This window comes from Geomonas anaerohicana (assembly GCF_016458305.1).
Taxonomy (GTDB): Bacteria; Desulfobacterota; Desulfuromonadia; order Geobacterales; family Geobacteraceae; genus Geomonas; species Geomonas anaerohicana.
Window position 1 is genome coordinate 515,936 of sequence record NZ_JAEMHL010000001.1, and the last position, 13,488, is coordinate 529,423.

General features: G+C 53.4%; 14 protein-coding genes. 9 read left to right on the top strand and 5 right to left on the bottom strand.

Annotated elements, in window-relative coordinates:
• The first annotated feature begins 9 nt into the window (after positions 1-9).
• Genes JFN91_RS02135 through JFN91_RS02150 form a run of 4 tightly spaced genes read left to right on the top strand, consistent with a single transcriptional unit; the run spans position 10 to position 2,765 of the window.
• The gene (locus tag JFN91_RS02135) at positions 10-495 is read left to right on the top strand and encodes a prepilin-type N-terminal cleavage/methylation domain-containing protein (protein WP_199387561.1); all 486 of its coding nucleotides are present in this window, start codon (positions 10-12) and stop codon (positions 493-495) included.
• Positions 452-871 (top strand): type IV pilus modification PilV family protein, encoded by a 420-nt coding sequence (locus JFN91_RS02140; protein WP_199387562.1) that lies wholly within the window; start codon positions 452-454, stop codon positions 869-871. The genes JFN91_RS02135 and JFN91_RS02140 overlap by 44 nt, the downstream gene beginning before the upstream one ends.
• Entirely contained in the window at positions 868-2,130 is a 1,263-nt protein-coding gene (locus JFN91_RS02145) for a PilW family protein (protein ID WP_328745423.1), read from the top strand. Before JFN91_RS02140 ends, JFN91_RS02145 begins: the two co-directional genes overlap by 4 nt.
• A gap of 8 nt (positions 2,131-2,138) precedes the next feature.
• On the top strand, positions 2,139-2,765 hold the full coding sequence (locus tag JFN91_RS02150) for a pilus assembly PilX N-terminal domain-containing protein (RefSeq protein WP_328745425.1): 627 nt from the start codon (positions 2,139-2,141) through the stop codon (positions 2,763-2,765).
• A 109-nt stretch (positions 2,766-2,874) separates the two neighbouring features.
• Here the strand turns inward: JFN91_RS02150 and JFN91_RS02155 are convergent, their stop codons facing one another.
• The gene (locus tag JFN91_RS02155; protein WP_199387564.1) at positions 2,875-3,528 is read right to left on the bottom strand and encodes a four helix bundle suffix domain-containing protein; all 654 of its coding nucleotides are present in this window, start codon (positions 3,526-3,528) and stop codon (positions 2,875-2,877) included.
• A 471-nt stretch (positions 3,529-3,999) separates the two neighbouring features.
• Here JFN91_RS02155 and JFN91_RS02160 point away from each other — a divergent pair, with 471 nt between their 5' ends.
• Positions 4,000-4,275 carry a helix-turn-helix domain-containing protein gene (locus JFN91_RS02160; RefSeq protein WP_183344920.1) on the top strand — a complete coding sequence of 92 codons (276 nt, stop codon included), beginning with the start codon at positions 4,000-4,002 and terminating at the stop codon, positions 4,273-4,275.
• A 134-nt stretch (positions 4,276-4,409) separates the two neighbouring features.
• On the opposite strand, the gene JFN91_RS02165 is transcribed toward JFN91_RS02160, so the two are convergent.
• Positions 4,410-4,613 (bottom strand): helix-turn-helix transcriptional regulator, encoded by a 204-nt coding sequence (locus JFN91_RS02165; protein WP_183344922.1) that lies wholly within the window; start codon positions 4,611-4,613, stop codon positions 4,410-4,412.
• A 390-nt stretch (positions 4,614-5,003) separates the two neighbouring features.
• Here JFN91_RS02165 and JFN91_RS02170 point away from each other — a divergent pair, with 390 nt between their 5' ends.
• The 3 genes from JFN91_RS02170 to JFN91_RS02180 all read left to right on the top strand — a co-directional run bounded on the left by JFN91_RS02170 (position 5,004) and on the right by JFN91_RS02180 (position 7,331).
• Positions 5,004-5,576: a TetR/AcrR family transcriptional regulator gene (locus tag JFN91_RS02170; RefSeq protein WP_199387565.1), complete on the top strand. Its 573-nt coding sequence runs from the start codon at positions 5,004-5,006 to the stop codon at positions 5,574-5,576.
• A gap of 63 nt (positions 5,577-5,639) precedes the next feature.
• A complete protein-coding gene (locus tag JFN91_RS02175) occupies positions 5,640-6,476 on the top strand; it encodes an SDR family NAD(P)-dependent oxidoreductase (protein ID WP_199387566.1) in 837 nt (278 codons plus the stop codon).
• 159 nt (positions 6,477-6,635) lie between these two features.
• Positions 6,636-7,331, top strand: a complete 696-nt coding sequence (locus JFN91_RS02180; protein WP_199387567.1) for a Rossmann-fold NAD(P)-binding domain-containing protein — start codon at positions 6,636-6,638, stop codon at positions 7,329-7,331.
• Positions 7,332-7,436: 105 nt separating this feature from the next.
• Here JFN91_RS02180 and JFN91_RS02185 read toward each other — a convergent pair whose 3' ends face one another.
• The 3 genes from JFN91_RS02185 to mobF form a co-directional block, all read right to left on the bottom strand.
• Positions 7,437-8,510 carry a Fic family protein gene (locus JFN91_RS02185; protein ID WP_328745581.1) on the bottom strand — a complete coding sequence of 358 codons (1,074 nt, stop codon included), beginning with the start codon at positions 8,508-8,510 and terminating at the stop codon, positions 7,437-7,439.
• Between the two features lie 491 nt (positions 8,511-9,001).
• On the bottom strand, positions 9,002-9,343 hold the full coding sequence (locus JFN91_RS02190; RefSeq protein WP_199387568.1) for a hypothetical protein: 342 nt from the start codon (positions 9,341-9,343) through the stop codon (positions 9,002-9,004).
• An 816-nt stretch (positions 9,344-10,159) separates the two neighbouring features.
• A complete protein-coding gene (gene mobF, locus JFN91_RS02195) occupies positions 10,160-10,840 on the bottom strand; it encodes a MobF family relaxase (protein WP_199387569.1) in 681 nt (226 codons plus the stop codon).
• A gap of 184 nt (positions 10,841-11,024) precedes the next feature.
• Between mobF and JFN91_RS02200 the strand changes: the two genes are divergently transcribed.
• The gene (locus JFN91_RS02200; protein ID WP_199387570.1) at positions 11,025-13,421 is read left to right on the top strand and encodes a tetratricopeptide repeat protein; all 2,397 of its coding nucleotides are present in this window, start codon (positions 11,025-11,027) and stop codon (positions 13,419-13,421) included.
• The last annotated feature ends 67 nt before the right edge of the window (positions 13,422-13,488 follow it).

Sequence of the window (13,488 nt, forward strand, 5' to 3'; positions counted from 1 at the left end):
AGAGTTCGCATGAAACGGAAGACGTCTGCGGGGTTCACCCTCTTGGAGCTGCTCGTGGTCCTGGCCGTGATGTCGGTGCTCCTTACCCTTGCCACGCTGCAATTCAACCGCTACTCGCGCAAGAGTTCCATTGAGGCACAGGTGAAAAAACTGCACGCCGATCTGCAAGCGGCGCGCAGCCGGGCTCTTTTCGAGAAGCGGGACAAGGCGGTCGCCTTCAGCGCCTCGGGGTTCGCCGTCTACTCGTCGGGAAGCGCTACCGGTGCCCCGGTCGACCGCAAGCCCCTGCAGTACCGGCTCGTGCTGAGGGCGGACCCGTTCGTGGTCGTCTTCAACGGCGCCGGCGTGAGCTCCACGGAAGGGGACGCCGTCTGTACCGAGCCGGCCGACAACGAGGCAGCATTAGACGCCTTGCTGATCACACCAACACGTATCGATATGGGGAAGAGAAATGCCGCGGCACCCTGCAGCGCCGAAAACATCACCATCCGCTGACGCCGGATTCACCATGGTAGAGGTCCTGGTCGCCATGGTGATCATGGCGGTCAGCCTGCTCGGGCTTCTCGAGGTAATCGGGACCAGCACCGTCAGCAACGTGAAAAACCAGTTGCGCGACGATGCGGTGCTCATCGGGGAGGCACAGATGGCAGAACTGATCCGGCTGCCCCAGTCGGCGCTGGTGCCGGTGCAGACGCTCACGGTGCCGGGCAGGATGCGGGGCGGGGACAAGCCGTATGCGGTGACGCGGGAGGCCCAGCGGCTTTCCACCAGCGACAGTTACCAGTTCATCGTCAAGGTGAAATGGGCCTACAAGAACGTCACCTCGTTCCACGAGGTGAGGACCGTGCGCAGCTACAAGGACGGCAAGTGAAGCACTCCCGAAACGACAAAGGTTTCACCCTGGTCGAGATGGTCGTCGCCATGGCGATCTTTCTCTTCGTGATCCTGGCGGCGAACCAGGCCTTCCAAAGCGTCGTGGCCTCCTCGACACAACAGACCAAGTCGCTGGCGAGCAACATCGACGGCATCGTGGGGCTCGAGCTTTTGCGCTACGACGTGGAGCACGCCGGCTACGGCCTCCCCTGGCGCTTCCAGAGCTACACCGGGGCCATCTCTTTCAGGAATCTCGGCGGCAGCGCGAACGTGGAGGCGGAGGTGGCCAACGAGGCGCTGGCGAAGGGAATGGATTCCGCCTCGCTAAACGCGGTGCAAAGCGCGAACATCAAGGCGATCGACGCCGGGACCTGCGGCAAGGAAGTCAACGGCAGCGACGCGACCAACGTAGGCGGCGGCCCGGACTACCTGGTGCTCCGGTCCGTGCTGGCGCCACTCAACCGAGGCGCGGGCGACGCCAGCCGCAAGTGGAGCTACCTAAACTACTCCTCCTCCGGTGGGAGCAATCACAGCTATCTGCGCAAGTGGAACAACGCCGAGGACCTCGGCGCCAACGACCGCGCCACGGCGATCCTCTCCACCTTTACCTCTTCGGGAAGCGAGGAGAAGGTGCTCTTGATGAACGGGCTGGACTTCGAGGTACGGGTCGGGACCAACGGGGCGCTCCCCGCCGGGGACCCCTTTAAACCCAACGACCGTTCTGAGGTGGTGGTGGCGTACGGCATCGCGAACAGCGCGAACGCCGGGAGCGCCCTGCGCATGCCCTATCACCGGACCGACTACTACCTGTTCCGTCCGGCCGTCATGCCCCAGACCTGCAACCCCGGCACCGGCATCCTCTACAAGGCAGTCGTCGACCAGGCCACCGGGCGCTTCGGCACGCAATACCCCCTGCTCAACTGCGTGGCCGACCTCCAGGTCGAGTTCGAGTATGACGCCAAAGACGACGGCAACATCAGCTACCTCTCCGGCGCCACCCTCGCCTCGTTGCGTGCCGCCGAGATACGGGACCATCTGAAAATCGTACGGGTCTATCTCCTGGTGCAGGAAGGGAAGCGGGATGACTCTTTCAATTACCCGGGGGACTCGATACAGGTGGGGGACCGGGCCAGGCCGACCACATCCGGCAGGACCCTGAGCGCAGCAGACATGGCGAGCCTCTTTACCGCCGATTGGAGAAAATACCGTTGGAAGCTTTACACCATCGTCACACGACCCAAAAATCTCGTCCAGTAGCGAAAGGGGTGCGGTTCCCAGCGGACAAGCTCGGCAACGAGCGTGGTATCGCCCTCGTGACGGCGCTCATGCTGGCGCTGATCTCGCTGGTGATCGCCCTTGCCGTCCTGTACCTGCTGCTCACCCAGACCAAGGTCTCCGGTGCGCACAAGCGCTACAAGAACTCGCTGGAGGCGTCCCACGGGGGCGTGCAGCTGATCACCAAGGAGCTTATCCCGCGCATGTTCGGCACCCCCACACCGGGAAGCTCTTTGAAGCTCGAGTTCTCCTCCCTGAACCTCGACCTCAGTTCCGACCTCTGCCTCGGCCAGAAGCTGAGTCTGCCCTCGTCCGGGTGGGCCGCCTGTCTTCCCGGCAGCAAAAGTAACGACCCCAAGCAGGCTCCCGACATGACCTTCAAGCTCCCCGGAGCGAGCGGTCCGGGGTACAAGGTGTACGCCAAGATAGTCGACACCCAGCCGGGCAACTCCGACACCTCTGGGGTCGAGCTGTTGGACAGCGCCACAGGGGTCACCGGTGCCTCTCCGGGAGTCTCACCGAAGCACGTCCCGGCGCTGTACCGTCTCGAGACTGAAGGTGAGAGCATCTCGAACGCGAGGGAGAAAGCAGCACTCACCGTTCTTTATTCGTACTGATTGTCCTGCAGGCCCGTACGGTACCAGGCTATGCCGTGACACGGGGGTGATATCCAGCCAAGGCCGTAAGTTGCTGAGCGATCTGGAATGGTGGGAGGGTAGGGTTCTCCTACGGCTTTTTCCGCTGTTGTTCACGCACCATAAGCCGTGCATGCGTCATTCGTTCCCGGAAGCCGCCCTCTTTGAGGAAGGACTTCTCCAGCCCTTTGAGCTGTTGGTCGAGAAGGAAGTTCGCCTGGTGGATCAGGCAGATGACTATGTTGGCGACTACCTCTGCGGGACGGGTTTCGGTGAACTCCCGTAACAACTCAAAGGAGAACGGCGTGCTCCTGCCCAGCTTGCGCACGTACTGTGCCTCGCGGCAGTCCTTGTCCCAGGCGGGGAGGTTGCGGGTGGAGAGGAAGTCGCGGTAGTCTTCCAGCAGTTCTTCAAGGCTGGCGCGGGCCACGTTTGTCAGTTTGATTTCCGTTTCTTTTGAGGTTGTCGCCGCCTTGCTTCCTTCGATGATGTTCTGCTTGCCCGAGCGAGCCGCCTGTACCATTTGGTCGACGGTGCGGTCGCCCCTTGAAAGAAAGCGGCGGCAGAAGCGGTAGGTGATTTCGTAGATTACTGAGGCCTTCTGGTAGGAAAGCAGGGTGTGGTAGTCGCCGCGCGGCGGCAGGAGCGGACCGGCGGTTTTATGGGAGTCATGGGACTGCTGATGCTCCCGTGGTTTCCCGTATTTCCCATCATTCCCAGAACTCCCATAATTCCCATTTTTCACAAGTCACCTCCGGTTCCGGCCTCAACCCCTCGGTGATGTTACCAGACTTTCCCCCGCCGACTAAACCTTCACCGTCTTGTAAAGGAAGTTTAAGGCAACTTCAGTTAAATTAGCTGGTTATCTATGGTGGGTACGATATGGGTACGAAAAAAATTAGAGAAAGTTAATTATAAGTTCAAAAACTCACTCCTGATTTTGCTTCATTTTGTCTCATCTTCCGGTAGGTGTTTTGCGGATTGCACCGCTACACCTCAGTATAGGGCTGCAGCCAGTTCTTTACCAGCCCCCCTCCACCCAGGGGCTCTTTTCCCGGACCTCCCGCTTTGAGGACCTCCTCTCCACTACCAAAGGTACGAATTCGCAGGTCTGAACCTCTAGACAAACCTGCTGAATATGTCCGTACGGTAATTTCTGGTTGGTTTCCCCGCGAGATCAGGTGTAATGTGTCCGTACGGAAAAACGGAGGGAAGCATGGACCAAGAACAAAAGACAAGGGTCGGTGAGGCAATCTACGGCAGGGTCGTCAGCGCCAAGGATCTCGGGCAGGCCATTCGCAGCAAGCGCAAGGAAATCGGGATGCGGCAGGAAACCGCCGCAGGAATGACCGGGGTCGGGACCAAGTTCCTTTCCCAACTTGAGAACGGGAAGGAAACGGCGGAACTGGGTAAAGCGCTCCAGGTGCTGTACAAGATGGGGCTCGAACTGTACGTCTTCCCGAGAAGCGCCGACCCCTTCAAGGAACGATAAGTCTCCCCATATTCAGGAGATCCTGCCACGTGACGCACCTGTCATGGTGTTCCGGGCGCAGCGAGAATTAGGGATACGGCAGCCTGAGCGGACCGCATACAGGCGGGCGGTCCGCCCCGGCTGCTGACCTGGTTTCACCTCCTGCCGGGGTCGCTGGTGCTGGTGCGAAAATGTGCATCGATGAACTGCCGCACCGCCTCCTCCTGGTAGCGCACCGCACCGTGCTGGGCCATCTTTATGAACGGGATGCCACCCCCCTCCCAGCGCTTTCTGCGCAGCCAGTGCACCGACATTCCCACCATCTGGGCCGTTTCCTGTTCCGTCATCAGCCGGTTCATATTTTCCTCCTTTCGGGCCAGGTTCAGGACCCGGTTAGATTTGAATCCTCCAATCTTTAGGCATGGAACATGCCAGCCCCAACTGCCCGATTTCACGTGCTTCAGCTGGTCGTGGCAATGCCAGGCTGGTCAGGATCTGCGCTGGCTGCTGTTCAGGATTCGAACTTTGGGTTGAGTGACGTGGAACGTGGTGGCGATCAAGGCAGGGCCGTTCGAATAAAAAGGATAGAAAGAGGGGCTTCCGGGTTTTCCGTGGGTGGCAGGGTAAAGATTGAGCCCGCCCAGCCGGAACCAGATCATGATTTTGAACTAGACACGAGATTTTGCTTGCAATCGTTCCGGCTGGGCTCTATAGTTGAGTAACTACTCAGTTAAAAAGTGGGATAAATAATGGCGCGGCCCAAAAGCGAAGACAAACAAAAGGCAATTTTGAACGCAGCGGTCCTCGAAATTGCAGAACATGGGGTAAGTGCCCCAACTGCACGGATAGCTAAAGTTGCCGGGGTTGCAGAGGGTAGTTTGTTCACCTATTTCAGCAACAAGGATGAACTGCTCAATCACCTTTACCTTTATTTAAAAGAAGAGCTTCGTGAGTCCATGATGTCGGACTACCCGAAGGCTGAAACCGTTAAGAACCGCATCAAACACGCTTGGGAAAAATACGTTGCCTGGGGTATCAAAAACCCATCGAAACGAATAGTTCTTGCTAAACTTGGTATGTCGAACCGCGTGAGTGAGCAAACCAAAGCACTGGGGCTGGATGCTTTTTCTGATGTCGTTAAAATGATTCAAGAGAGTACAGCAAACGGGTTGTTACGTGATTATCCGTTCGACTTTGTATGCGCAATCATGGGGTCGCTTGCAGATACTTCAATGGATTTCATCGTCGGAGAACCTGCTAAAGCTGAATACTATACTAATGCCGGCTTCGAAGCGTTCTGGAACGCTGTAGCAAACGATTAGTTTTTTTACCATCATAAATGAGCAAGTACTCGCTCGTTTATATATTAACAAAGGAGAACCTATATGTCTAAAAACACAAAAGTCTGGCTGGTCACAGGAAGTTCACGAGGACTCGGACGTAAGGTAGTGGAAGCTGCGCTCAAAGCCGGTTACACCGTCGTGGCGACAGCACGGAAGCCGGAGCAACTCAATGACTTGGCAGCCGAATATGGAGAGCGCCTATTTCCGTTAGCACTTGATGTTACTGACGCTGAAGCAGTACAGGCAACAGTAACTCAAGCTCACAAAACTTTCGGTCAAATCGACGTTGTTGTGAATAATGCGGGCTACGCAAATACAGCGTCTGTCGAAGACATCACTCTCGACGATTTCACACAGCAGGTTCAAACCAATTTCTTCGGTGTTGTGTACGTCAGCAAGGCTGTTGTCCCCATTATGCGCGAGCAGGGGCATGGCAATATCTTCCAGATTGCTTCTATTGGTGCACGGCTCTCAGGTCCAGGATTGACAGCTTATCAGAGTGCAAAATTCGCTGTTCGAGGGTTTTCCCTGGGGTTAGCACAGGAAGTAGCGCCGTTAGGTATCAAGGTTACCACCATTGAGCCAGGTGGAATCCGGACTGATTGGGCGGGAGCCTCAATGAACATTCCCCCTGTTAGTCCACCTTACGAACAGACAGTAGGCGCATTTGCAAAAAAGCTCCGGTCAATGGCGGGCAACGAATCGTCAGATCCGGCTAAAATTGCCAACGCGATCATCGAACTCGCAAACCGTGAAGACACACCATTCGAGATCTTAATGGGAGCGGATGCAGTCGAATATGTTGCCAACTCGGATAGCGCGGTTTCTGAAAATGATCGTAAATGGCACGACTTCTCCGTTTCCGTTAAAGCCGACTGAAAGGGGTTATTTCATGATATGGCCGTGACCCCTGTTTTTATCGGTTGGAAAACAAGAAAAGCCGGTCAAGATGTCAGTGACTCCGCTTCCTTGCCAGAAGCGGAGTGCTACACAAGATAACTTGTTGAACCCGTATTCACATTGAAGGGGCTCAATACAATGAAAGTGATAATATTTGGCGCCACTGGCATGGTTGGGCAGGGAGTATTGCGTGAATGTCTTCTTGCGGATGACATCGAGTGCATCCTGACTCTTGGACGCTCGCCTTCTGGTCAACGCCACCCGAAGTTGCTGGAACTGTTGCATACAGACCTATTTGACTACAGGGCAATCGAATCAGACCTGCATGGCTTTGACGCGTGCTTCTTCTGCCTTGGCGTGTCAGCAGCAGGGTTATCAGAAGCTGAATATACCCGATTAAGCCATGATCTGACTCTGGCGGCAGCACAGACGTTGGCTCACATAAATCCAAAAATGACGTTCACTTATGTATCGGGTGCAGGTACTGACAGTACCGAACGAGGCCGTACGATGTGGGCAAGAGTTAAAGGCAAGACAGAGAATGCCTTGTTACGATTGCCATTCAAAGCTGTATATTTATTCCGTCCAGGCATTATTCAACCGTTACATGGCGCACGATCCAAAACGACCGCGTATCGGATCGTGTACACAATACTCAAGCCGCTGCTGCCTATACTCCGCGCATTGCTGCCCAATATGATATTAACAACTGAAATTATTGGAAAAGCAATGCTTGCAGTAGCCCGTCACGGTGCAGCCAAGGCAATTTTAGAAGCTCGTGATATTAATACTGTTGCACAGGAAACTGCTGTGGAAGATGACTGCCCCAATTGACTCGAGAAGAGTGCGACCGCAGTTCAAAACGAAAGAGCGCCAACTTCAAGTGCCAGAAAGAGGGAGGGACGGAGGCGGTCCTTGTGAGGGAGCCGCCCCTTTATGTTAGGTACCCATAGGGAAGAGGTCGGGGAAGAGGTGTCCTGCGGCGTGCGCCGGGAACCCCATTCTGACGGGGCCTTTTGCCGAAGAAGATACGAGGAGGCCTTCAGCCAGAAGCTGAGCGAGGATGTCTCTACCCATGCGCGGGGACGGGCAAGCGGCGGCAGCTTGGCCACGGGTCATCTCTCCCCGGAGCAGCACTTCCTGGAGGATATGTGCGGCCTCCACCCTCAAGGCGGGATACTGATCGGGTAGTGGCGCCGGAGCCATCTTCAACTCGCGGAGCTTCACGTAGCCAAGGATCCTTCCCAAGAGGCCATCAAGGGAAAGCATGGACGTCATGTACTCCACCTGATCAAGACAGGTCAGCAGGAAAAACTTGCAGAAAAAGATGAGTCCTTCGTTGGACAGGTTCCCTCTTCCGTCCAGGTCATTTCTCCTGCCGGCATCGGCTACCGCCAATGCCTCCATGTATCTGTCCTTGCCGCGGGCCAAGCCTCGGCTGACATTCCATAAGCCATATCCAGGCAGAGAAATCGATCTTAAATAGGCGTCGGAGAAAAGCCGCGCAACCCTGCCGTTTCCGTCCAGAAATGGGTGGATCCAGACGAGCCTGTGATGAGAGGCGGCAGCGGCAATAATGGGTTCCAAGCCATGGAGCGTTTCGGCCTGGTACGCGTCGTGGAACCGAGCCAGAAACATCGGTAATGAGGCGTATTCCGGGGGGAGGTGTCTTCCTACCTCTACGTCACGCTCCCGGAATTGCCCGCCGATGACCTCTACCTTTTCCCCGGTCTTTTCGTTGGTCACCCAGCGCATCTCATCCGGGATCAGCTTGTAGAACTCGTCATGGACCCACGAGAGGAAGTGAGCTGTCGTAGGGTTGAAAGCCTCGGGAGTTTCTGCCGCCAACCCCTCTACGGCTCGCTGGCAACTGATGTGCGCCAAGCTCTCCAATTGGAGGTTGCGCCTCGCGGGGGCCTGGGAATAATCGGCGCGCATGGCGCGCTCGATCTCCACGGGGTGGGTGCTATTGCCTTCGATGAGGTTGGAATAGTAGCTGTTGATGATCCGCACCAACTCGACAACCCCCTCTTGCGTTTTGGGGTGCAAGATGCCGCTAAGGACGGAGGAGCGGGAGAGGAGATCCCGCGCCAAGTCCGCGAGCTCACCCGAAGGATCGGTAGGGAACATAGGAAACATTTTGGATGGCAAGTCAGGCATGACGTCAATCTTATCGGCGATTGTCAGTTTAGTCAAACACTTTATTTTTTTCGATAAATTACAATACGTGCCTGTGGATAAACCTTATTTGCCGTCAATCCTTCCGTCGATCCCTCCCTTGTCAACAAATCGAGCTACAAAAAGTACTCGTTTGCGCCCTTTCCGGGGGTCGTCCCGCTGAAAAATTGCCGGTGCGGAGGGAGGCGTGCAGCGTGAGCGAAAGCGCCTCCCGTAGCACGGGCTGGGACCGTTTAAAGCTGCCGGCGCTTTCCGGCCGGCTGCTTTGGTCCACGATCAGCGCCTCTTTTTGGCATCCTTCCTGGGTGGCGGCTGGGGCACGCCTGTTAGTCGAAAGCCTGCGGACCAGCGATCCGTTGAAAGCGTGCATGCTCGGCTTGATCGTGGGCGACCAGCTGTTTTTCCAAGACTTGGAAAAAGTGTCTTATCTTGTCGGCGCTCAGCGTTTTCTGATCCAGAAGCTCCACTTTTTCTATGATCGAGAGGGCCAAAACCTCCAGATTTTCGACGCGCTCCAGAAGCGTTTCCGGGAGATATACTTCCCGTTCCAGAGCGTCCAGCGCACCGGAAATGAGGTCTCCCATGGAGAGCTTTTGGGACTCCTGCAGTTGCATCAACCGCTCGAAAACCTCGGCAGGTAATCTCTGATTCATCTTTGTTTTTGCCATCTCTTATCCCTCTCAAGCGCTGGACCACCTGGTCCGGTAGTGATATCAACGACCTAGCACACTCCATGCGCCGTTCTGGCGGCAGTCTTTTTGGCCTTTTTCAAGGACTTACACCTGATGCTGCGGCGAAAGGCTGCGTCAGGTGTATAAGGAAAAATGAAGCTGAGCGGAAGCGAGGCTCGCCGTTAAAAAACGGGATGACCTGAGGCATTCCTAGCCAATGATTATTTCGCAAGATCACCCTTGAATTTCCTCGGCAGTGAAAGCTCTGTTGGCGGTCCCGGCATCCTCTAAAGATAACCTCCCGCACTGAAGAGTTAGACGGTCACAGTGAGCGGCGTAGCGAATGCACGATGTGTTCAAAAGGAAGAGTCTTCCTCGACCTGTGCTCCGGTCGCTAAATGACCGCGTGATCACCTGCAGCATCTCTCTGACGCCGAACACTCAGGGGACTGTGAAAGCTTCAGGCTCTCCTCCAGGTGATGCGCGACCGCCTTGCACTTCCTGTCCTCAGGGTTCTGCACCCGGGTGATCTGCCTGAGCTGAGGGTCGCCTGCATGATGATCTCTGTCTAGGTGTGGCTAGTTGATTGACTCCCGAAGATGCACAGCAAGAGGCCCAGCGCCTGAATCTTCTGCATCTGCTTGGCAAACCCCATAAGGTGCAACTTCACGTGCCCCCTCTCGTTTCCGCCCCCTGGACAACGTCGAGCAGGCGCTCGGTCTGCCTTGCCCCGAGAAAACCGGCCTCGTCCACCCGGAGCACCATCTGCTGCTGCGGCCCCCATAGGCATGAGGATTTTTTTACCCCTTGCTACTACATTGGTGGCTCCCGGTTTTGCCTCTGTAGGGCAAATTTGGAAGCCAGGTGTCCTTCTCGAAACTCTGGGGCCCAGGCGAGCGCCTGCCGGTACAAAAGCCCGAGGGGGCTCTGGTCCTGGAAGATGGCCTTCGGCTCGTTGGCTTTCCAGCTTCCGTCCTGGGCATGGACGACGTTCAGCGCGAAGACGTGGGAGTGCAGCTGCGGGTCGATGTTCCTCGAGGTGGCATGGTCGAACTTAGCGGCCACCATTCCGCCGTTCATGATGCCGCCAGGGGTCAGGCAGTGGCAGTAGTGCTCCTCCACGTGGGAAACCACCGAAAGCACCGCCGCGTCGTGCGCCTCCTTGATCCCGGTGACTCTGGCGACATAGGCGATGGATACCGACTTGGGCGCTGAAAAGGTTAGGTCGTTCCCGGCCCGGTGTCGCTCTACGAGCGCCCCCGTATCCGGATCCCGGAAAAGCCAGAAAGACACAAAACGATTACCGGCAGGATCCTCATCCCTGCAGAGGACGCGGAACTCCTCCTCCTCCTGGACCGCGCCTTCAAGTCCAAGGTCCCGGCTCCCCCTGCCGACCCACAGGGAGTTCTCCCCCAGGGCGTCGCCTCCCAGATGGTAGTCCTCTTTGGATCCTCCTGCATGTCCTGCTGTCATGCCGGGTGAGATGGACATCATAATGAGGGGTCCATAACTGATATTTGCATTAGGAATCAAAAAGAATATTGGTAAAAATTAACAGAGGATGTCGGTTTGCCAAGGTTTCATACAGAACTTTCTTATTGTTGTTGGTTAACTTGACATGCTATAGTGCTGCCCCTGATTTCTGTGATGGTTATAAAAATACTGGGGGAGTGGCGAAGTGAAAATATCTGAAGCACGCTTGACACTGTATGCGCTTATTTCGGCGTTGGAATCGGATCTTAAAGCAATCATCCAGACCCAAGTTATTCCATGTCATAGGGACAGCAGCTTTATTGTTGACAAAAAACTTCGAGAAAATGCAACAAGCCGATTCGCGAAAGATTACCCTGGTACCAGTCCCGAATGTAATTTTAACGAATTAGTGCATTACCTTGATTTTCAAGATAGTTATAAAGTCATATTGCAGAACAGAGAGATACTTTCCGACGAATTTATAATGAAAATCCAGGCGATTGTGGAAAGGCTCGATTTAATTGTGCCAATCCGTAACAGGGTGATGCACAATCGGCCTCTGCTGCATGGCGATTTAGGCTTTGTTTATGGCTTTGCTCAAGACATTTCAGCAGATGAAGATTTCAACTCCACAAGAAATGTTCTACACCAAATCGAGTCTGATCCCACCTTTATATTGACTGTTGACCTCCCTAGGGTCGATGTTGAGAACGAGATTGTCTATAACAATCTGCCAATCCCAGATTTTGATGAAACGGGCTTTATTGGTAGGAAGAAGGACACGAAAGAAATAATAAAACTTTTGCTGGGTTCTACCAGAGTTGTGAGTGTGATCGGAGAGGGGGGGATCGGTAAATCAGCACTTATGCTTAAAGTAGCTTATGACATAGTTGATATGTCTGAGATCTGTCCCTTTGACATGGTGTTATGGACCACGGCTAAAACTACCATGCTTACCCCTGCAGGTATCGTAGAAATAAAAGAGGCTATTGATAGTTTTCCCGGGATAGTCAGAAACCTTGCGAGTCACCTCAATCAGCCCCAGCATTCCCTCACTGATAACATACAGGCAGTGATGGACGTGATGCAAAACTTCAAATGCCTACTGATAATTGATAACTTGGAAACCATAATTAGCGAAGAAATAAAGGAGTTTATACGAGAGGCACAGTTGTACGCGAAAATTGCTATCACTTCTAGGGTGGGCCTGGGGGAGTTGGAGTACCCGCGTCACCTAGAGGGGTTGACGGAGATAGAATCCGTGACTTTGATGAGAGAGGCGTCCAAAATGCGTAACGACGATGTGTTGTTGCGTTTGCCGACAGCACGACTTTCTGACATTGCAAAAAAGCTACACTACAACCCTTTGGCGCTAAAATGGTTTATTAACTCTGTTGCCTCAGGTCAGAGTCCCGACCAAGTACTGCTGAATAAAGACTCGCTGTTGGAGTTTTGTCTGTCAAATGTTTTCGACAAAATGAGCGCAAGCGCAAAAAAGGTTCTTCAGACAATGTTAGCCGCACGAACTGAGTTGACGGAAGCTGAAATTATTTTTTATTCAGACATAGAAACGCTTGAGCTAAAGCGCGCAATAATCAGCTTGATATCTACATCCTTTGTAAAACGTCAAATTTGTAAAAGTTGCACAGACAACGAATTGCTTTACTCTATCACCGAATTTGCGAGAGAATACCTTCTAAAATATCATGCCCCTGATAAAGAATTTATAGATGCTGTTACAGACAAAAAAAATAAACTTGTAGGAGCGACAGAGCAAGGCAAAATTACGAAGAAATATTATGAGTTCGGAGTCAACGCAATTGAAGCACGAAACTCGACTGAAACAATAGCAGCAAGCTACTTGCAGCAGGCACTGCAACTGTCAAGGCAAAATAAATGTGAACCTGCACTAGAAATGATAAAGGTTGCAAAAAATCTGGCACCTGGATACTTTGAAGTGTACCGGTTGTCGGCGTTTATTAAAGCCATGACAAATGATGTGCTGGGAGCTGAAGAAGATTATCGTATGGCTCTGGAAATTGAACCTGATAATGCGAGGTTGAATTATTTTTATTCTGGGTTCTTGTTGAGATCTTTGAGTGATTCAACAAAGGCAACCGAATACATACAGAAGGCGTATTTGTTAAGGCCAGATGTTCCAAATGTGGTAATAGAATACGCCAGAAATCTTGTCTATCAAGGTTCATATGATGAGGGAATAGCACTCCTGGAAAAGGTCCTTAAAGAGAATCCAGATCTGCCGGTAAGAACATCAAGAATAGCAGGTACATTATTAATAAACTCGTATAGGAGATATGCAGAAAAAGAAGTGATACTGACTAAAAATACAGGGGAAGCCTTCAAAAAGCTTCTGAGTTCTATTAATGTCTTTAAACTGTGCGGAGATATGCGGGTCATAGACCAAAAATTAATAGATGAATTCGGTAATACTGTCTCCGACCTGATCCGAATAATATCAGAAAAACAGTTGAAACATCTTTCCAAGTTTGTCCACCAGATTTACTCTGAAAATAAAAAATACTTGGATAAGTCTGCTTATCTCCCTTATATCCTGAGGTACATTGCTGCTAATCCACTATGACGTGCCTTAGTTCGTCAAGAGGCTTTGCAGCACAATAAACGGAACGTGCACGTTTGGCAAGGATGCC